Source organism: Burkholderia sp. L27(2015) (assembly GCF_009765705.1).
GTDB lineage: Bacteria > Pseudomonadota > Gammaproteobacteria > Burkholderiales > Burkholderiaceae > LMUX01.
The window spans coordinates 100,744-117,477 of record NZ_LMUX01000016.1; the positions used below are offsets into that span (position 1 = coordinate 100,744).

20 protein-coding genes and 1 riboswitch are annotated in these 16,734 nt (G+C 60.9%); of the genes, 10 read left to right on the forward strand and 10 right to left on the reverse strand.

Annotation, left to right across the window (positions count from 1 at the left end; genetic code table 11):
• Positions 1-9: 9 nt before the first annotated feature.
• On the reverse strand, positions 10-687 hold the full coding sequence (tolQ, locus tag GSQ77_RS08395) for a protein TolQ (RefSeq protein ID WP_158900994.1): 678 nt from the start codon (positions 685-687) through the stop codon (positions 10-12).
• Positions 688-942: 255 nt separating this feature from the next.
• On the reverse strand, positions 943-1,386 hold the full coding sequence (gene ybgC, locus GSQ77_RS08400; protein WP_158900996.1) for a tol-pal system-associated acyl-CoA thioesterase: 444 nt from the start codon (positions 1,384-1,386) through the stop codon (positions 943-945).
• A gap of 325 nt (positions 1,387-1,711) precedes the next feature.
• Positions 1,712-1,811: riboswitch (ZMP/ZTP riboswitch) on the forward strand.
• A 130-nt stretch (positions 1,812-1,941) separates the two neighbouring features.
• Here ybgC and glyA point away from each other — a divergent pair.
• From glyA to GSQ77_RS08440, 7 genes are all read left to right on the forward strand, one after another.
• Positions 1,942-3,189, forward strand: a complete 1,248-nt coding sequence (gene glyA / locus GSQ77_RS08410) for a serine hydroxymethyltransferase (RefSeq protein ID WP_158900998.1) — start codon at positions 1,942-1,944, stop codon at positions 3,187-3,189.
• Between the two features lie 123 nt (positions 3,190-3,312).
• Positions 3,313-3,792: a transcriptional regulator NrdR gene (gene nrdR, locus GSQ77_RS08415; RefSeq protein ID WP_158901000.1), complete on the forward strand. Its 480-nt coding sequence runs from the start codon at positions 3,313-3,315 to the stop codon at positions 3,790-3,792.
• Positions 3,793-3,874: 82 nt separating this feature from the next.
• Positions 3,875-4,477 (forward strand): GspH/FimT family pseudopilin, encoded by a 603-nt coding sequence (locus GSQ77_RS08420; protein WP_158902857.1) that lies wholly within the window; start codon positions 3,875-3,877, stop codon positions 4,475-4,477.
• On the forward strand, positions 4,474-4,941 hold the full coding sequence (locus tag GSQ77_RS08425) for a hypothetical protein (RefSeq protein WP_158901002.1): 468 nt from the start codon (positions 4,474-4,476) through the stop codon (positions 4,939-4,941). Before GSQ77_RS08420 ends, GSQ77_RS08425 begins: the two co-directional genes overlap by 4 nt.
• Before the next feature lie 86 nt (positions 4,942-5,027).
• Positions 5,028-5,831, forward strand: coding sequence for a PilW family protein (locus GSQ77_RS08430; protein ID WP_158901004.1), 804 nt, complete (start codon positions 5,028-5,030; stop codon positions 5,829-5,831).
• A complete protein-coding gene (locus GSQ77_RS08435) occupies positions 5,828-6,388 on the forward strand; it encodes a hypothetical protein (RefSeq protein ID WP_158901006.1) in 561 nt (186 codons plus the stop codon). The genes GSQ77_RS08430 and GSQ77_RS08435 overlap by 4 nt, the downstream gene beginning before the upstream one ends.
• Positions 6,385-6,879, forward strand: a complete 495-nt coding sequence (locus tag GSQ77_RS08440; protein ID WP_158901008.1) for a type IV pilin protein — start codon at positions 6,385-6,387, stop codon at positions 6,877-6,879. Before GSQ77_RS08435 ends, GSQ77_RS08440 begins: the two co-directional genes overlap by 4 nt.
• A 51-nt stretch (positions 6,880-6,930) precedes the next feature.
• Here the strand turns inward: GSQ77_RS08440 and GSQ77_RS08445 are convergent, their stop codons facing one another.
• From GSQ77_RS08445 to GSQ77_RS08455, 3 genes are all read right to left on the reverse strand, one after another.
• On the reverse strand, positions 6,931-7,404 hold the full coding sequence (locus GSQ77_RS08445) for a DUF3318 domain-containing protein (RefSeq protein ID WP_158901010.1): 474 nt from the start codon (positions 7,402-7,404) through the stop codon (positions 6,931-6,933).
• Positions 7,405-7,428: 24 nt separating this feature from the next.
• The gene (locus GSQ77_RS08450) at positions 7,429-7,818 is read right to left on the reverse strand and encodes a phage holin family protein (protein WP_158901012.1); all 390 of its coding nucleotides are present in this window, start codon (positions 7,816-7,818) and stop codon (positions 7,429-7,431) included.
• 205 nt (positions 7,819-8,023) lie between these two features.
• The gene (locus tag GSQ77_RS08455) at positions 8,024-8,326 is read right to left on the reverse strand and encodes a YqjD family protein (protein ID WP_158901014.1); all 303 of its coding nucleotides are present in this window, start codon (positions 8,324-8,326) and stop codon (positions 8,024-8,026) included.
• Positions 8,327-8,636: 310 nt separating this feature from the next.
• On the opposite strand from GSQ77_RS08455, the gene GSQ77_RS08460 reads away from it, so the two are divergent.
• The gene (locus GSQ77_RS08460; protein WP_158901016.1) at positions 8,637-9,275 is read left to right on the forward strand and encodes a peroxiredoxin; all 639 of its coding nucleotides are present in this window, start codon (positions 8,637-8,639) and stop codon (positions 9,273-9,275) included.
• A 98-nt stretch (positions 9,276-9,373) separates the two neighbouring features.
• Here the strand turns inward: GSQ77_RS08460 and GSQ77_RS08465 are convergent, their stop codons facing one another.
• A complete protein-coding gene (locus GSQ77_RS08465; protein ID WP_158901018.1) occupies positions 9,374-10,567 on the reverse strand; it encodes an acyl-CoA dehydrogenase in 1,194 nt (397 codons plus the stop codon).
• A 207-nt stretch (positions 10,568-10,774) separates the two neighbouring features.
• Here GSQ77_RS08465 and GSQ77_RS08470 point away from each other — a divergent pair, with 207 nt between their 5' ends.
• Complete coding sequence (locus GSQ77_RS08470; protein ID WP_158901020.1) at positions 10,775-11,596, forward strand: IclR family transcriptional regulator; 822 nt, start codon at positions 10,775-10,777, stop codon at positions 11,594-11,596.
• Between the two features lie 134 nt (positions 11,597-11,730).
• Here GSQ77_RS08470 and GSQ77_RS08475 read toward each other — a convergent pair whose 3' ends face one another.
• Positions 11,731-12,207, reverse strand: coding sequence for a flavin reductase family protein (locus GSQ77_RS08475; protein ID WP_254067586.1), 477 nt, complete (start codon positions 12,205-12,207; stop codon positions 11,731-11,733).
• 378 nt (positions 12,208-12,585) lie between these two features.
• Here GSQ77_RS08475 and msrA point away from each other — a divergent pair, with 378 nt between their 5' ends.
• Positions 12,586-13,131 carry a peptide-methionine (S)-S-oxide reductase MsrA gene (gene msrA, locus GSQ77_RS08480; protein WP_158901024.1) on the forward strand — a complete coding sequence of 182 codons (546 nt, stop codon included), beginning with the start codon at positions 12,586-12,588 and terminating at the stop codon, positions 13,129-13,131.
• 132 nt (positions 13,132-13,263) lie between these two features.
• Here msrA and GSQ77_RS08485 read toward each other — a convergent pair whose 3' ends face one another.
• The 3 genes from GSQ77_RS08485 to pdxH all read right to left on the reverse strand — a co-directional run bounded on the left by GSQ77_RS08485 (position 13,264) and on the right by pdxH (position 16,499).
• A complete protein-coding gene (locus GSQ77_RS08485; RefSeq protein WP_158901026.1) occupies positions 13,264-14,409 on the reverse strand; it encodes a DUF72 domain-containing protein in 1,146 nt (381 codons plus the stop codon).
• Positions 14,410-14,445: 36 nt separating this feature from the next.
• Entirely contained in the window at positions 14,446-15,678 is a 1,233-nt protein-coding gene (locus tag GSQ77_RS08490; protein WP_158901028.1) for a cyclopropane-fatty-acyl-phospholipid synthase family protein, read from the reverse strand.
• 182 nt (positions 15,679-15,860) lie between these two features.
• Positions 15,861-16,499 (reverse strand): pyridoxamine 5'-phosphate oxidase, encoded by a 639-nt coding sequence (gene pdxH, locus GSQ77_RS08495; RefSeq protein WP_158901031.1) that lies wholly within the window; start codon positions 16,497-16,499, stop codon positions 15,861-15,863.
• Positions 16,500-16,734 lie beyond the last annotated feature (235 nt).

Below are 16,734 nucleotides of genomic sequence, written 5' to 3' on the forward strand. Positions count from 1 at the left end.
ACGTGCTCCTCAGTGGGCCTGGCGTTGCAGGATGTTCGAGAATTCTTCGACGAACGTCTCGAACCGAATCGCCAGGCGATCGATATCGTGCGTGTAGCGATTGTAGGCCACCACCGCAGGAATCGCGGCGAACAGGCCGATAGCGGTCGCCACCAGTGCTTCGGCGATGCCCGGCGCTACATTGGCCAGCGTAGCTTGCTGCACGTTAGCCAAGCCACGAAACGCGTTCATGATCCCCCACACGGTGCCGAACAAACCGATATACGGGCTGACCGAGCCCACCGATGCGAGAAAGGCGAGGTTGGCTTCAAGCGCATCCATTTCGCGCTGGAACGATGCGCGCATGGCACGACGGGCGCCATCGAGCATCGCGCTGGGGTCAGCCATGCGCTTTTCCTTGCCTTTGAGGAATTCGCGCATGCCGGCTTCGAAGATGCGTTCCAGCGCGCCGTTCTTGTGGCGATTGCTGGCGGCGCTTTGGTATAGCGTCTGCAGATCGCCGCCGGACCAAAAGTCTCGCTCGAAGCGCTCCGTTTGTGCGCGAGCCTGTCTGATGGCGAACCATTTACGGAAAATGACCGTCCAGGACATCAGCGACAAAAACAGCAAAAGTGCAATGACGGCCTGGGCGAGGACGCTGGCGTTAAGGATCAACGATACAAACGATAGATCTTGAGCGTTATTCATAGATTTTGCGCACGGGGTGACCCGGTGTGGCCGGGATAATCAGGTTGCTGTGGGTTGATGGGTAAGCTCGGGCTAAGCTCGGGGCAAACTCGGAACACGGGAAAGCTGGAGAAATGACGGAAAATCGCAGAACTAGCTCGCAATTGCGTGATTTTAATCCATGTAAGTCTTGGGGCTCTGCTGCGCAGGCGAAGGCGCTCGCGCCGCGACAACTTGTGTTGCCCCGTGCCTCTGAGCCTTGCGGCGCTCGCAAGTTCACTCGGCATGCCTCCAGGCCTCCAGCGCTTGCCGGATTGAAGCCGGGAGTTCGGTGGGTCGGAACGAATCGCGATCGACGCAGCCGACCCTGACCGAGCCTTGCGCGAGCACGGTATCGCCACGCCGCACCGACTGTTCGAAATCGACCGAGGCGCGGCCCAGGCGGGTGATGGTAGCGTCGACTATCAGTAGATCGTCCAGGCGGGCCGGCGACAGATAGTTGACGGCAGTGCTGCGCACCACGAAAAGGACGCCATCGTTTTGCGCCACGGCGCTCTGGTCGGCGCCACAGGCGCGCAACAACTCGGTGCGTGCCCGTTCGAAAAATTTTAGGTAATTGACGTAAAAAACCACGCCGCCGGTATCCGTGTCTTCGAAGTACACACGGATCTGCCATTGAAAGCGCGCTGTCACGCCCGGTTTGCTTCGCTGATCATTCATGCCGCAAGTTTACCGGAACAGCCGGTCAATTCGGCGACGGATCGGGTCGACATCGCTGAACATTTTGCCGGCCTCGACGCAGGGCGCGCCGGTTATGGAAAACCCGAAGCCTACTGCGGTTCGGTCGCGGGGGCAAGCCTAACCAGTCGGGTCACGCCAATTTGGCAGATTGACTCTCTCCACGAGCCGTCGCTCCAGTGTCCACGAGCCGCCGCCTGACCCTGGAAAAAAACGGTCGAAAACCTGCCGAGATGCTGCCGACCCGCGCCGCGCAAGGCGGTGGTTCGGTTGCCAAGTGCGGTCCATTCCCCTACACTAGCGCCTCAAGCACCCGCGTAACTGGCGATAGCGACTTCAATGTCGAAGGTGGAAAAACCCACCGTGAAGCGCGGGATGCCGTTTTGCCGTTCGCCTGGGCAGCCGTGACTGGTCGCAGTAATGCGTCGCATAGCGCTGTCCTGTCTCGCGTCCGAGTTGTGCACCAAGTGCCACTCGCTGCGCTCCGGGTCAGGCTGGCCCCGTCCGGTCAACCCGTATTCTTTTCTCGGAATCCCTATGTTTGACCACGCTAAACATACGATCGCGAATGTCGACCCGGAACTGTGGACGGCAATGCAGCAGGAAGTCCAGCGCCAGGAAGATCACATCGAACTGATCGCCTCGGAAAACTACACCAGCCCGGCGGTGATGGCGGCGCAGGGTTCGCAACTGACCAACAAGTACGCCGAGGGTTACCCCGGCAAGCGTTATTACGGCGGCTGCGAATACGTCGATATCGTCGAGCAATTGGCGATCGACCGCGTGAAGCAGCTGTTTGGCGCCGAGGCGGCCAACGTCCAGCCGAACTCGGGCTCGCAGGCCAATCAGGCCGTCTTTTTCGCGATGCTCAAGCCCGGCGATACGATCATGGGCATGAGTCTCGCGCACGGCGGCCACCTGACCCACGGTTCGCCCGTGAATATGTCGGGCAAATGGTTCAATGTCGTCAGCTATGGATTGAACGAAGCGGAAGACATCGACTACGACGCGGCTGAGCGCCTGGCCCACGAACATAAGCCCAAGCTGATCGTGGCCGGCGCGTCGGCATTTTCGTTGCGTATCGATTTTGCCCGGTTTGCCGCCATCGCCAAGGCTGTCGGTGCTTATTTCATGGTCGACATGGCGCATTACGCGGGCTTGGTTGCCGGTGGCGCCTACCCGAATCCGGTGCCGCACGCCGATTTCGTCACGACGACCACGCACAAGGGCCTGCGCGGGCCGCGCGGTGGCATCGTCCTGATGAAGGCCGAATACGAAAAAGCGATCAATTCCGCGATCTTCCCCGGCATCCAGGGCGGTCCGCTCATGCACGTGATTGCCGGCAAGGCCGTCGCTTTGAAGGAAGCGCTGTTGCCCGATTTCAAGACCCACCAGGAGCATGTGCTGGCCAACGCGCGAGTGATGGCGGAAACGCTGGTCAAACGCGGGCTGCGTATCGTCTCGGGTCGCACCGAAAGCCATGTGATGCTGGTGGATTTGCGCGCAAAGCACATCACCGGCAAAGCGGCCGAAGCGGCGCTGGGCAAGGCGCATATTACGGTCAACAAGAACGCGATTCCGAACGACCCCGAGAAGCCATTCGTCACGAGCGGCATCCGCGTGGGTTCTCCGGCGATGACCACACGCGGGTTCGGTGTGGCCGAGGCGGAGCAGGTGGGTAACCTGATCGCCGATGTGCTCGAAAGTCCCGACGACGAAGCCAATCTTGCGCGCGTGCGTGCCAAGGTTGCCGAGTTGACCCGGCGTTTCCCGGTCTACGGCTAAGTCGTGACCGCGCGCACGCAGCCTCGCCATGCTTGGCCGGCCTCCGTGTCGATGCCCGGTCGGGCGTCTATGTCGACGCTGGCCCGGGCATTAGTGCCGGCCTGCATAGGCTAGGAGGCCACGGTGCGCTGCCCTTTCTGCCGACATGAAGACACCCAGGTGGTCGATTCTCGCGTCTCGGAGGATGGGGCGGCAATCCGGCGGCGGCGGCGCTGCCCTTCCTGCGATAAACGTTTTACCACCTATGAACGCATCGAATTGGCGTTGCCGGTGGTCGTCAAGAAAGACGGCAGCCGCGTCGAATTCGATCGCCGCAAACTCTCCTCCAGCATGCAACTCGCGCTGCGCAAACGCCCGGTCAATGCCGAGGCGCTGGACGACGCGATAGGCCGCATCGAATACCTGCTACTGAGCACCGGCGAACGTGAGATTCGGTCCGAGAAACTCGGCGAGCTGGTCATGGCCGAATTGCGCCGCCTGGACAAAATCGCCTACGTGCGTTTTGCGTCGGTGTACCGCAGTTTCGAGGATGTGTCTGAATTCCAGGAGGTCATCCAGGAAATTCGCCGCCTCAATCCGGGACGCGCTCCTCGCAAGCGCTAAATGATTTGGCCGTCCGGCCAATTGTGAGGCGCTCCTCGGCCGCTTAAAGTACCCAGCAGATTATCGTGCTCCAGGGGTACACATGCTGGCCGACCGACTTCGACGTTCATTGCTTGAAAGGTCATTACAACAGGGCTTCGTTGTGCCCGAGTTGATGGCTGTCATGGCGCTACTCGTCATCGTCGCAATGCTCGCGGCGCCTGCCTTCAACGAATGGTTGCTGCGCGATCGCGTCGATGGGTTCACGCGTAACCTGCTCAATACCTTCACCTTTGCACGTAACGAGGCTTTGCGCTTGGGCGCGCGTGTCGACGTGTGTCGTGACGACGGCGCCGCACATTGCGCCAAAAGCACTCAGCCGTGCGGCCCCAGCGACGCCGCTCGTGCCGATAATTGGGCCTGCGGCTGGCTGGTGGTTACCGAGGCGCAACGCGATGCCGGAGCGTCCAGCGTCCGCTTGCTGCGGCTCTATTCCGGCAGTCACGCGCTGGCGGCGACCGGTGTCGCGACCGCCTTGACCTTTACCCCGCCCGCAGGTCAGATACTGGGCAGTTTCCGCACGTTTGAAATCAGTCCGATTACATCGCCGTCGGGCGTTGGACGCGCGCGTTTGACGCGCTGCATTCGGCTCGCGATCGCAGGCCGGCCACGGTTGACCGAGGGTCCGTGTGGGGCGAGTCGATGAAAGCTGATGCACGTCCATCTTATGCACGGTCGACGTACGTCGCGGGGGAGTCGCCGCGTCTTGCGCTGCAACGCGGCGATACGCTGGCGCAAGTGCTGGTCGCGGTAGTTCTGCTGGGCATCGCGGCGTTTGCCAGCGTGGCTTTGCAGGCCACGGTGACGCGGTCCCACGATGCCGCTCGCCGGCTCGAACGCGCGGTGCGTATCGGACAGTCGGCAGCCGAGGCATTGCGCGCCGGCCTTTCCGTGGAGCAGGCCGTGAGGCTGATGCGGGATAGTCTGGCGGCGCTTCCTGGCGGCGGCCTCGCGATTACTGGCGCGGCGCCGGGTGTTGCGCAAGTGAGTGTGTACTGGACGGAACCGCGCAGCGGCGATGACGCGGCTGATGACGAGTCATGTCCCCGTTCGGCAGACGTCAGCCCGACGCGGGCGCCGCGCTGCTTTGTGCTGCAGGTGGCCGCATGAGTCGCGAACCGAGGAGGCCTAATTTTGTACTGGTGGTTGTACCCCCGGCTCCACCCAGGATTCCACCCAGGATTTTGCGCAGGGTCTTGCCCGCGTGCGGTTACAGCTTGGTCGAGTTGATGGTGGCGATGACCATCGGGTTATTGGTCGCCAGCGCTGCAATCGGGCTTTACCGTGGGCAGCACGCGGCTTTCGAACAAGCCGCAGACATGGCTCAAATGGACGATGCGGGGCGAGCGGCCCTTGATCTGATCGCAGTACACGCAAGGGCGGCGGGATTCGCGGCCCGCATTTTCGTGGCCGGCGCGGATCCGGTCACGCCACGCATTCCTGTGCTGCCTTGCCCCGCCGGGCGTCCTGCGGGCGATCCTGCAAACTCCCACTGTGTGCGGGACGCACGCGGTTCGGATGGAGTCCAGTTCAGTTATATGGCCGATCGCGTCTCGAGCTGGCTGACCAGCGATGGGGCGCCGACTGACTGTCTCGGCCAGGCGGTACCCGCTGGCGTATTGTCGGTCGCGCGATTCTTCGTCAAACCCAGCGGCTCCAGCGGTGAACCCGAACTCTATTGCGAAGGCAGTGGCCGGCTCGGTACCGCGCAACCGGTGGTCGAGGGTGTCGAGACGCTGAGGTTGTCGTATCAGTTGAAAGGCGTGGCAAGCTTGGTCGGCGATTTCGCGCTCCCCGATGAAGCCGATGAGGCCAGTGCCACGGACGCGGCCGACCGCTTGCAGATGGTCAGCATCTGCGTACTGGTGCGAGGGCGGCCGACCGCAAAAAATTATGCCTATCTCGATTGCGACGGCCGCGCCTCGCAGGGGGGCGACCGTCGCAGGCGGCAAACTTATCGGCTCATGCTCGCGGCGCGCAATCTCTTCGATCGGGCATGACGCGCATGACGTCAGTGCTCGATGTCATGCCGGCGCTGGGCCGTCGGAATACCGGTTCGGCCTGCAGCGAGCGCGGCATGACACTGCCCGTCGTGCTGGCGGTGGTTGCGCTGTTGCAGTTGCTGGCGCTCGCACAACTCGACATCGCCACGGCCGCTTTGCGCAGCGCAGTGGGCTTGCGTGATCGCGTGGTCGCGTTCTATGCCGCCGATGCGGCATTGGCGGTCTGTGCGCGCAAGCTATCGGATGGGGCTTTGACGGCGCGGGTATGGGCTGGTGACGACGAGCCTGCCTACTGGCGGCTGTTTGAAGCGTTCGACGGCGACTACGCACCGGCGGTGCGCGTTGCCGCAAGCTGGCCCGGTGCCGCACAAGCGCCGCAGTGTCTACTGGAAATGACACAAACGGGTACCGACAGCCCACGCTATCTGTTGACTGCACGAGGTGTCGGTGCGAGTTTGGGTGCGAGCGTCGGTACACAAGCGTGGATGCAAGCTGCGCGGGTCGGCACAAGTGGCCGATGGTTCTGGCGCAGCGTCGCGCAGGCTCCTCGATGAAGCGCGTAGTCCGTCACCGCCGTGGCCGGCATCGTCATCGCGGCTTGAGTTTGCCCGAACTGGCGATCTGCATGGCGATAGTCGCGGTCATTGCCGCTTATGCCATGCCGAGCTATCGAGCCTATCTGATGCGAGGCTATCGGGCCGATGGCGTGAGCGCCGCGTACCGAGTATTGCATCACCTCGAACGATCTGAGCTCGACGCACGTGCAGGGGAAGGGGAAGGGGCTACGGCTCCGTCGGCCGAGCCATTGCCGGCCGACCTTGCCCAGTCGCCTCAGTCCGGCGCCGCGGTGTATCGATTGGCGGTGTTGCCGGCGGATGGGAAGAACGGCGGGTACACAGTACAAGCAAGCCCGTCGGAATCAGGGCCGATGCGCGATGATGTCGAGTGCGGGGATTATCTGCTCGACGCGACAGGCCGCCGCGCTAATCGGATCGCTGCGGATGTCACAACGCAGCATGTTGCACGTTGCTGGGAGGGACGCTAGCGACGCGAACCCTACCCCTGGCCGGTCGGCCATCCGCGTCTTGCGTTGCGATCAATCCGCAGCCGTATCCTCGCTGGCGCGGCGAGACTGCGTGCCGAGGGAGCGCCACACTTGCCAGATCGTCCAGCCTGCGAGTCCGACCAGACCGAACTTGGCGACGGGACGGACCAACCGGAATGCCACATGGCGAATTCGGCCGCTGATCACCATCGACGCGAGTGAGCTGAGCATCGGATACTGCTTCAGTAGGTTGCCCAACGGCCCCCACTGTCCTTGTATGCCGGTCCAGCGCGGCAGCAACCATTTCACCCAGCCAAAGCGCGTGAGCTTGCCGCGTAGTTCGTGAGCAGCCTCGCTAAGCTCGGCGCGTTCGACGGCGGCGCGTAGCGTCAGTATTTCCTTGCGCAGCAGACGCTGTTGGCGAGGCGTGAAATGCCGTACATCGAGCCCGTGACCGAATAACGGGTTAGCAGCAGGGTCTGCGGGACCCCGATTGTCGTCGGACGAATAAGGAGGCCGGTTCATGGCGAGCTCGTTGAGCACAGAGGTTTATAAAGTGCGCTTGAGAGCGGCACGGTCTTTTTCGAGCTCGGCCAGGGTCGCCGGAAACATCGGGGGAGCATCGCGCAAGCGCGAAAACGCCTTCAGGCCGCAAGCCAGGGCCGCGACGGCATAGGCCAGCGTCAGTATCGCCAACGCTTGCCAGCGATAAGTATCCCAGAATGCAACGGCAACCAGGGCGGTCAACGTAATCAGCGCCATGAGGCTAAGGAGCATGCCGGCCAGCCCAATGAAAAGGCTGACCAGCAGTCGGTCCTTTTCTTCGGCGAGCTCGATCCCGATGAGTTCGAGCCGGGTATGGACGATCGCGATGAGACCGCTCGCTATGCGGCGTAGCGTGCCGTGCGAAGCCGTATGTTCCTGCGATTCAGAGATCATGTTGAGCCGCTTGGAAAAAGAGAGGGCACAAAAAGAAAAGGTGTGGGCACCGGCCGTTTTAACGGGCAGTCAGGGCGGCTGTTTCTGCGCGATACCCATGGCAGGGCCCTCGCAACGCAATACCCCGGCGTGCTTGCTGGCAGCAAAAGACCCAAGCCGCGAGATATTCCGTGATGCCCTGCGCGCAACGGCGCCGTGTTAGCTATTAGCGGCGGTTGATGAGCAACCCGATCAGCACGCCCACGCCGGCGGCGATTCCGATCGATTGCCACGGATGTTCATGGACGTAATCGTCGGTAGCTCGGGCGGCTTTTTTACCTTTCTCGACCACCACCACATGGGCGTCGGCGGCTTTTTCCTTGGCTTGCTTCAGACGCGATACCGCTTTTTCGCGCAGCTCCGTGGCGCGCTCACCGGTGGTGCTGGCGGCCTGCTTGAGCAAATCTTCGGCGTCTGCAAGAACAGTTTTGATATCCGACATCAGTTTCTCCCTATTGATTTCCGACATGACAGCTCCCCAAAATTAAAGGCCTTCCCGAATCGTAGCGAAAGATGCCGTCAGAGGCGAGCACGTCTGCGCACATCCGCGCACATCATCTCATACCGCCGACAGCCTGGATTAGGGTTTTTACCTGCGCCGATCGCCAGCGTATCTCAGCAAAGGAGAGCGAACGCAGTTATTCTTCAATGAACCTGTCCAGCTTACCCGGATCGAAACATAACGAAAACTTATTTGCATCTGCCCTTTCGTTCGTTAGCCCGGTCACTCGCCTCGGGTATGCTGACGCGAGTTCGAACCGTCAACCAGGAGCAACACCATGAGTCTTCGCTTAGGCGATACCGCACCCGACTTCGAACAGGATTCGAGTCTAGGCCATATCAAATTTCACGAATGGCTCGGCGACAGCTGGGGCGTTCTATTTTCCCATCCCGCCGATTTCACCCCGGTTTGCACGACCGAGTTAGGGCTGACCGCCAAACTTGCGGGCGAGTTCGAAAAGCGCAATGTCAAAGCGATTGCCCTTTCGGTGGATTCGGTGGACTCGCATCGGGAATGGATCAAGGACATCAATGAGACTCAGGCGACAAGCGTGGGGTTCCCAATACTCGCCGATAGCGACCGGAAAGTCTCCGAGCTCTATGACATGATCCACCCGAACGCGAGCGAAACGTTCACGGTGCGTTCGCTGTTCATTATCGATCCGAAAAAGAAAGTTCGCCTGACGATTACCTATCCCGCCAGCACGGGGCGTAACTTCGACGAGGTGCTGCGTGTGATCGATTCGTTGCAATTGACCGAATACCATTCGGTTGCAACGCCCGGTAACTGGAAGAATGGCGACGATGTGGTGATCGTTCCTTCTCTGAAAGACGAGGAAGTGATCAAGAAGAAATTTCCGAAAGGCTACAAAGCCTTGCGACCGTATTTGCGTTTGACGCCGCAGCCGGATAAATAAATCGCGCTTTTGTCCGCGTTAGCCCCACCAGAAAAGCAAAACCCCACGCTGTCAAAAGCGTGGGGTCGATCGCGAGCTTGGCTGCGGGGCAGCGGCGTTTAGCAGAAAGCCTGGATGCCGGTCTGCGCGCGCCCCAGGATCAACGCATGGATATCGTGCGTGCCTTCGTAGGTGTTGACCACTTCCAGGTTGACCATGTGGCGGATCACGCCGTACTCGTCGGAAATGCCATTGCCGCCGAGCATGTCGCGCGCCATGCGGGCGATATCGAGCGCTTTGCCGCAGGAGTTGCGTTTCATGATCGAGGTGATCTCGACGGCGGCGCTGCCTTCATCTTTCATCCGGCCCAGGCGCAACACCCCTTGCAGCCCGAGCGTGATCTCGGTCTGCATATCGGCGAGCTTTTTCTGGATCAGTTGATTGGCGGCGAGCGGGCGGCCGAACTGCTTGCGATCGAGCACGTACTGACGCGCCGTATGCCAGCATGATTCGGCGGCGCCCAACGCGCCCCAGGCGATGCCGTAACGCGCCGAGTTAAGGCAGGTAAACGGGCCGGTCAGGCCGAACGCCTTGGGCAACAGGTTTTCTTCCGGAACGAAGACCTGGTCCATCACGATTTCGCCGGTGGTCGAAGCGCGCAGACCAAATTTGCCGTGAATGGCCGGGGCCGATAAGCCTTTCCAGCCCTTTTCCAAGATGAAGCCACGAATCACTTGCTTACCTTCGTCGTTCGCCAGTTTGCCCCACACGACGAACACGTCGGCAAACGGCGAGTTGGAAATCCACATCTTGGCGCCCGACAATACATACCCGCCATCGACTTTCTTCGCATGCGTCACCATGCTGCCCGGGTCGGAGCCATGGTCCGGTTCGGTCAGGCCGAAGCAACCTATCAATTCGCCGGTGGCGAGTTTGGGCAGATATTTGCGCTTTTGTTCCTCCGAGCCGAACTCGTAGATCGGCACCATGACCAGCGACGACTGGACCGACATCATCGATCGATAGCCCGAGTCGACCTGTTCGACTTCACGCGCAATCAGACCATAGCTGACGTAGTTAAGGCCCGGACCGCCGTATTCCTCAGGAATCGTGGGGCCCAGCAAACCCAGTTCACCCATTTCGCGAAACACCGACGGATCGGCAGTTTCGTTGCGAAACGCCTGCAGCACGCGCGGTGCGAGCTTGTCTTGCGAATAGGCGCGGGCCGCATCGCGCACCATGCGCTCTTCCTGATCGAGCTGCTGGTCGAGCAACAAGGGGTCTTCCCAATGAAACTGAGCTGTGTCTGCCATGATCATTCTCCACACGAGCGGGTCGGGCCGGCTCGCCTTAGTTGAGGGTCCCGCGCTGCGTCCGGGACCGGCGAGGGTCCAAAACGTAAAAATCGGGCTTGACGTTGGTTCCGCCATGCGGAACAATGTTCTGCATAAATTAGATCTTATCACCCCCGGAGCGCGGAATCCAGTGCCGATCCCGTCCCGTTCGATGCAACGACCACTATGCCCAAACCAGCCGCTCATATATCGACTCGCTCATCTTCTTTTCTGCCGTTGGCGAACCCCGCCGACGAGCGCAAATTCGTTACCGCGTTGGCCCGCGGCCTGGAGATATTGCGTTGCTATACGGCTGACGATGCGTGGCTGGGTAACCGCGATTTTGTCGAGCGCACTGGCTTACCCAAGGCGACAGTCAGCCGCTTGACCTTCACCTTGGCGCAATTGGGATATTTGCGTTACGACAGCTCGCTGGCTAAATACGCGTTGGACGCCGGGGTGTTGGCGCTGGGCGGGGCGCTGTTGGCGGGCAGCGACCTGGTCGATCTTGCGCGCCCTCACATGCGTGCGCTTGCGCGCGAGATCGGCGCTGCGGTGTCGCTGGGCTGCCGGGAGGGGCTAGACATGATTTACCTCGAAACCATCCGCAGCGAGACCGCGCTCACGTTGGGACTTACGCCCGGCTCGCGGCTCTCGATGTTGACCAGCTCGATGGGACGCGCGTATCTCGCAGTCCAGCCGGAGGCCGCCCGGGAGGCCTTGTATGAACGCTTGGTTAGCCACGCCGGTGCGGCTGGACCGGAGATGTTGGCGCGTACTCGCAGCGAAGTGGCCGCTTACGCCAGCGTAGGCTGTTGCTATTCGTTCAGGGAATGGCACGACGACGTCAACGCCATCGCAGTCGCTTTTTTGGACCCGGTGCAGCGGCGTTGTCTGGTATTGAGCTGCAGCGGGCCCGCGTCGTCGATGGACGAGACGCTATTTCGGACCGTGATCGGCCCCAAATTGCGCGTGCTGGCCGCGCGGCTCGGGCTCACGCCGCATTAAGGCGCAAGGCTACAAAACGGCATGTAAGGGTATCCGGACGGGTTAATGAGCGGACTTAATGAGCCGGCTTATTGAGTAGGCTTAATCAGCGGGCTTAATCAGCGGACGGCTTAGGCGCCCTTATCCGAGCAAGCTCACTCAAGCGGATCGACCGAATGGAACCGGCCGCCGTGGAACACCAGGGGACCGGCCTCGGCGCTAGCGTCGTTAAAGCCACAGCGCTCCACTTCGCCCACGAAGATGACGTGATCGCCTTCGACATAGCGGCTTCGGTTATGACATTCGAACCACGCCAGCGCACCCTCCAGGATCGGAATGCCCTCGGCGTTGAGCCGGTACGGAACACCCTCGAAGCGATCGCCCTTGGCGGTCGCAAAGCGCAGGCACAGATCCACCTGGGCCGAAGACAGCACATTGACCACGTAATGAGTATTGGTTTGGAAGGTCGGTAGCGAGCCCGATTTATTCGCCAGGCTCCATAAAATGAGCGGCGGGGTGAGCGAAACCGAATTGAATGAACTTGCAGTCAGGCCCGCCAGTCCACCTTCTTCGGAGCGCGTGGTGATGATGGTCACGCCAGTGGCGAATTGTCCCAGCACGTTGCGGAACATGTCGGGCTCGAAATCGGGCGGATTTGCCGCTCGGGGTCGCGCACCGATGGGCAGCAGATCGGTGTCGGCGGATTGCACCGAGCTCTCCGAAGTTTGTGCATCTACGGAAGCCGCAACGGTGGCGCCAGACTCGGCGTATGGTTTCATGGGCGTGTACAGTCGAATAGAGCCCATGCAAGGGCAAAAAATAACGCGGGGCGCCCCCGCAGGGATGTCAGTAAACGGGAGGTCCGACCGGCTCATCCCCGTTGGCGAACCACGATCCTGCACAGTTTAGCGGAATCGTCCGGCCTGCGGGTGCCTGTCGGCCAAGGCGCGGTGCGGCGGTTTCGTGCAAGATGAACGATTACGGTCGACTTTTTCTGCAATGAGGGCGTTATGACGCAAAATATCGAAACGGCAACCTTGGGCGGCGGGTGCTTTTGGTGTACTGAGGCGGTCTTTCTCGAGGTGGCAGGCGTCACCGCCGTCGAGCCGGGCTACGCGGGTGGCGAGACGCGTAATCCGACCTATGAGCAAATTTGCGACGGTGATACGGGCCATGCCGAGGTCGTCAAGATCGACTTCGATGCGAACCGTATCAGCTTCGAGGAAATTCTTGAGATTTTCTTTACCATCCATGATCCGACTACCTTAAACCGCCAAGGCAACGACGTCGGCACGCAATACCGTTCGGTCGTCTTCACGAATTCCGAGGCGCAACGTGCGACCGCGCAGGCGGTGATCGAGCGGTTCAGCCGCGACGGCCTTTACGACGGCCCCATCGTCACCGAGGTGGCCCCGCTCGACGGCAATTACTGGCGGGCCGAAGACTACCATCGCAACTACTACGCGAACCATCCGACGCAGGGCTACTGTGCGTTTGTGGTTGCGCCCAAGGTGGCCAAGTTTCGGCAGAAGTTTGCGCACCGTTTTCAGGCGTAGTGCTGTGCAAGCAGTAGCGGGCGCAGTGGCTCAGGTTTGAGCAGAAGTTTGCGCAGCGGTTCGAGGCATAGCACTGTTCAAGAGGTCTTGTCGGCTAGTGGCTCAGGTAGCGAAGACTCATGCAGCGCGCCGCTAACGCTGAGGCGCCGCCGCTGAAGCCGCTTTAGCCTGTTCCAGTGCACGGACGATGTCTTCTGCCAAGCTGAAGCAGGTGAGCGGCGCACTACCCTCGGCCTTGTTGCTGATCGTAATCGTGACCGGCTGACCGGCGAGCGCGTAGTGCGCCGCCAGTTGGGCCAAGGCCGCCCGACTGGCTGGATCGGCATCGACGATCGCATTGAATGGCTCGTATCGAGCCTTGGCCTGCTCGTACTTGAAGCCTGAATGCAGGCTCCAGCGCACGATCAACGGGCCTGCGGCTTGCGCGTCGAGCGCGGCCAGGGCACTCGCTTGCCGCACGACGTCAGGCATGCGGGCATTGAGGGCGAGGCAATACCGTACCCCAGTGCTCTGCAGCATCTTGATGAGCCGCGGCGTCAGCAATGCCGCATCGCGAATTTCCAGCGCATAGTAGGCGCCGTCGTTGCCCCCGCTGCCCTCGTTTCCACCCCGCGGCAGCGGGGGCAATGACGCGAAAAAGCGCCCGACCCGGGCAATCCAGTCGGTGGTGGCGGTAAGCCAGTATTGAGGCAATGGTGAAAACTGAAAGACCAACGCACCCGCGCGCACGCCCAGCCCTTCGATGCACGGCATCACGAACTCGCGACGCGCTATGTCGGCATTGAGGAAGCACGGATTGGGGCTTTCCGGCGCGCCCCGGTCGTCGCGCAATACGGCGTCGGTGACACTGGCAGGCGCCTTGACCGTAAACCGGAAATGCTCGGGTGTTTGACCCGCGTAGGTCAGATAGTCAGCCACCGACAGCGGCCCGTAGAACGAGCGGTCGATACTGACGCTGCGCAACAAGGGATGCGCGGCATAAGCCTCCAAGCCACGCTTGGCAAGTATCGGAGTCGAATAGTCGCCGCTGTAGGCCAGGCCGTCCCAGCCGGGATACGACCACGATGACGTGCCCAGCCGGATCTGCGCCGGCAGCTTCGTGCTCAGCGTGGCGAGTTCGGCGGAAACGGGTGCCGGCTCGACTTGTCTGGGGCCGCGCTTGCGGCGCACGGGCGGCGTGGCACGACTATCGCCGCCTTCGGCGTGCGGCGACCCGGCAGCGTTGCCGGTGTCGTCGCTATCATCGGTATTGTCGGGCAAGCCAAACAGATCTGGCATCAACTTGCTCGCGACAGCCCTGGGGACTCGGCCGGTCTAGACACCCAGAGGCGCGCGTCGTTGGTCGTACATATAACGTCGCGACCATGGCAGCGTCTCGGCCCGACGTCCGGCGCGCCGGCAAACGATCTGATAGATCGCGACATCGTCGTTTTCGAACGCGTACGCGCAACCTGCCAGATAGACACGCCAGATGCGGAATTTTTCTTCGCTCACGTGCTCGCGTGCTTGGGTTGCTGCGTTCTCGAAATTGCGCGCCCAGTGGTTCAGCGTATGCGCGTAGTGGCGTCGCAAATTTTCCACGTCGAACGCCTCGAGCCCGCCCTGCTGCAGGGCTTGCAATGCCAGGCTGATATGGGGCAATTCGCCGTCGGGAAACACGTACTTATCGATAAACTCACCACCGCCGAGCGCGGTTTCGCCGCTGTCGAAATCGCTGGACGTAATGCCGTGATTCATCGCCACGCCGTCTTCTTTAAGCAGCTCGCGTACTTTCGTGAAATAGGCCGGCAGGTTCTTGCGACCGACGTGCTCGAACATCCCGACGCTGGTGATCCGGTCGAATTCCCCGGTCAGATCGCGATAGTCCTGCAGGCGGATCTCGATCTGATCTTGCAGGCCTGCCGCTTTCACGCGTTCGTTGGCAAGCGCGAATTGATTTTCGGATAAGGTGACGCCAACGCAGCGCGCGCCGAATTTTTGTGCCGCGCGCAGCACCAACGCGCCCCAGCCGCAGCCGATATCGAGCAGGGTCTGGCCCGGCTGCAAATCGATCTTGGTGAGGATATGGTCGATTTTCTTCAACTGGGCCGTGGCGAGGTCTTCGGTGCCGTCTTCGAAATAAGCACAGGAGTAGACCATGTTCGAGTCCAGCCAGAGCTGGTAGAACTCGTTCGAGACATCGTAGTGATACTCGATGGCCTTTTTGTCGGACGCTTTGCTGTGGTTGAAGTAGCGCCGCACGCGGGCGAGTTTGCCACTGCTGGCGGTGACGGTATTTTTGGCCAGCGCGTAGCCGATGTCGATGATATCGCTTAGCTTTCCTTCGATATCGATCTTGCCTTTGACGTAGGCCTCGCCGAGGTTGTCCAGACTGGGCTCGAGCAAGTAGGGTAGCGCCGACGCGCCCTTTACATGCAGCGTTACCTGAGGCGCCGAAAACGTGCCGAAGTCGTGCTGCTGGCCGTCCCACAGGATCACGCGTGCCGGAATATTCGCTTTAGTGCGAATGTCAGCAACCCAGTGTGCGAGTTTTTTTTCCCAGAACATGTCTATTCTCCGCTCGAAAAATGATGGCAAATCACGAATCGGTTCGGGTCCAGCAGCAGTTCGTCTCTTCGGCAGGCGGGAGAGGGGCTCGTTGCGTCATTCGCTCCCTCGATCAATCATTCAACCGCTTGCCTGCATCGTACTGCTGCGCCTTTCTTTTGACCGTATACGCGTGAAAAAGATCACGGCGCGAGACGCTCGATGCGCCAGCCTCCATCAGGCGCGCAAACGTAGCGTATGCGGTCGTGCAGGCGCGACGCTCGCCCCTGCCAAAATTCGATGCACTCCGGCGTCAACCGGTAGCCTCCCCAGTGGGCGGGGCGCGGTGGGTTTTCGCCAAAGCGGGCGTTGAAATCGGCCTCGCGACTCTCGATCACGGCGCGGCTCTGCACCACGGCGCTTTGTTCGGATGCCCATGCGCCGATGCGCGAATTCAAGGGCCGCGAATGGAAGTAAGTGTCGCTTTCGGCCGCCGTCGTCTTCTCGACCCGGCCTTCGATGCGCACTTGCCGCTCCAGCTCGATCCAATGAAACAAGAGGCTGGCATGCGGGTTCGCTGCCAGATCGTGGCCTTTACGACTGTCGTAATTGGTAAAGAACGTGAAGCCGCGCGCGTCCGCGCCCTTGATCAGCACGATCCGGGCCGACGGACGATGATCGGCGCTGACAGTCGCCAGTGTCATCGCGTTCGGCTCCGGGACTTCCGACTTCACGGCGTGATCGAACCATCGTGCGAACTGCACGATCGGATCGGGGTCGACCTCGGTTTCGGTCAGGCTACCCAATGTGTAGCTTTTACGCAGATCTGCGAGAGTGATCACGGTCTTAAGTGTGCGCTAAAGAAATATCAGTATAGCCAATGACAAATTATTTTGCGCTCGAAGGGCTTCGCGGGTCCTGGCTTAGCACCGTTTCACAACGCTTGCCTGCGCTGGGCTACTGCTTGCCTGCAGTGTGTGCAGAGAATCGGGCACAATGCGGTTTGACGTCTCCGTATTCTCTGTATTCGCCGATTTCCCTGATATGTCCGAGCCTGGTGTTTCCCCAAGCAACAAA

Bases quoted from the DNA above. Each gene is read 5' to 3' on its own strand.
- glyA (WP_158900998.1), top strand. From the start codon at position 1,942: ATGTTTGACCACGCTAAACATACGATCGCGAATGTCGACCCGGAACTG.
- GSQ77_RS08470 (WP_158901020.1), top strand. From the start codon at position 10,775: ATGCCCAAACCAGCCGCTCATATATCGACTCGCTCATCTTCTTTTCTG.
- GSQ77_RS08475 (WP_254067586.1), bottom strand. From the start codon at position 12,207: ATGTTCCGCAACGTGCTGGGACAATTCGCCACTGGCGTGACCATCATC.
- GSQ77_RS08450 (WP_158901012.1), bottom strand. From the start codon at position 7,818: ATGATCTCTGAATCGCAGGAACATACGGCTTCGCACGGCACGCTACGC.
- GSQ77_RS08465 (WP_158901018.1), bottom strand. From the start codon at position 10,567: ATGGCAGACACAGCTCAGTTTCATTGGGAAGACCCCTTGTTGCTCGAC.
- GSQ77_RS08460 (WP_158901016.1), top strand. From the start codon at position 8,637: ATGAGTCTTCGCTTAGGCGATACCGCACCCGACTTCGAACAGGATTCG.
- GSQ77_RS08420 (WP_158902857.1), top strand. From the start codon at position 3,875: ATGCTGGCCGACCGACTTCGACGTTCATTGCTTGAAAGGTCATTACAA.
- GSQ77_RS08435 (WP_158901006.1), top strand. From the start codon at position 5,828: ATGACGCGCATGACGTCAGTGCTCGATGTCATGCCGGCGCTGGGCCGT.
- msrA (WP_158901024.1), top strand. From the start codon at position 12,586: ATGACGCAAAATATCGAAACGGCAACCTTGGGCGGCGGGTGCTTTTGG.
- GSQ77_RS08490 (WP_158901028.1), bottom strand. From the start codon at position 15,678: ATGTTCTGGGAAAAAAAACTCGCACACTGGGTTGCTGACATTCGCACT.
- GSQ77_RS08485 (WP_158901026.1), bottom strand. From the start codon at position 14,409: ATGCCAGATCTGTTTGGCTTGCCCGACAATACCGATGATAGCGACGAC.
- GSQ77_RS08445 (WP_158901010.1), bottom strand. From the start codon at position 7,404: ATGAACCGGCCTCCTTATTCGTCCGACGACAATCGGGGTCCCGCAGAC.
- ybgC (WP_158900996.1), bottom strand. From the start codon at position 1,386: ATGAATGATCAGCGAAGCAAACCGGGCGTGACAGCGCGCTTTCAATGG.
- GSQ77_RS08455 (WP_158901014.1), bottom strand. From the start codon at position 8,326: ATGTCGGAAATCAATAGGGAGAAACTGATGTCGGATATCAAAACTGTT.
- tolQ (WP_158900994.1), bottom strand. From the start codon at position 687: ATGAATAACGCTCAAGATCTATCGTTTGTATCGTTGATCCTTAACGCC.
- GSQ77_RS08425 (WP_158901002.1), top strand. From the start codon at position 4,474: ATGAAAGCTGATGCACGTCCATCTTATGCACGGTCGACGTACGTCGCG.
- GSQ77_RS08440 (WP_158901008.1), top strand. From the start codon at position 6,385: ATGAAGCGCGTAGTCCGTCACCGCCGTGGCCGGCATCGTCATCGCGGC.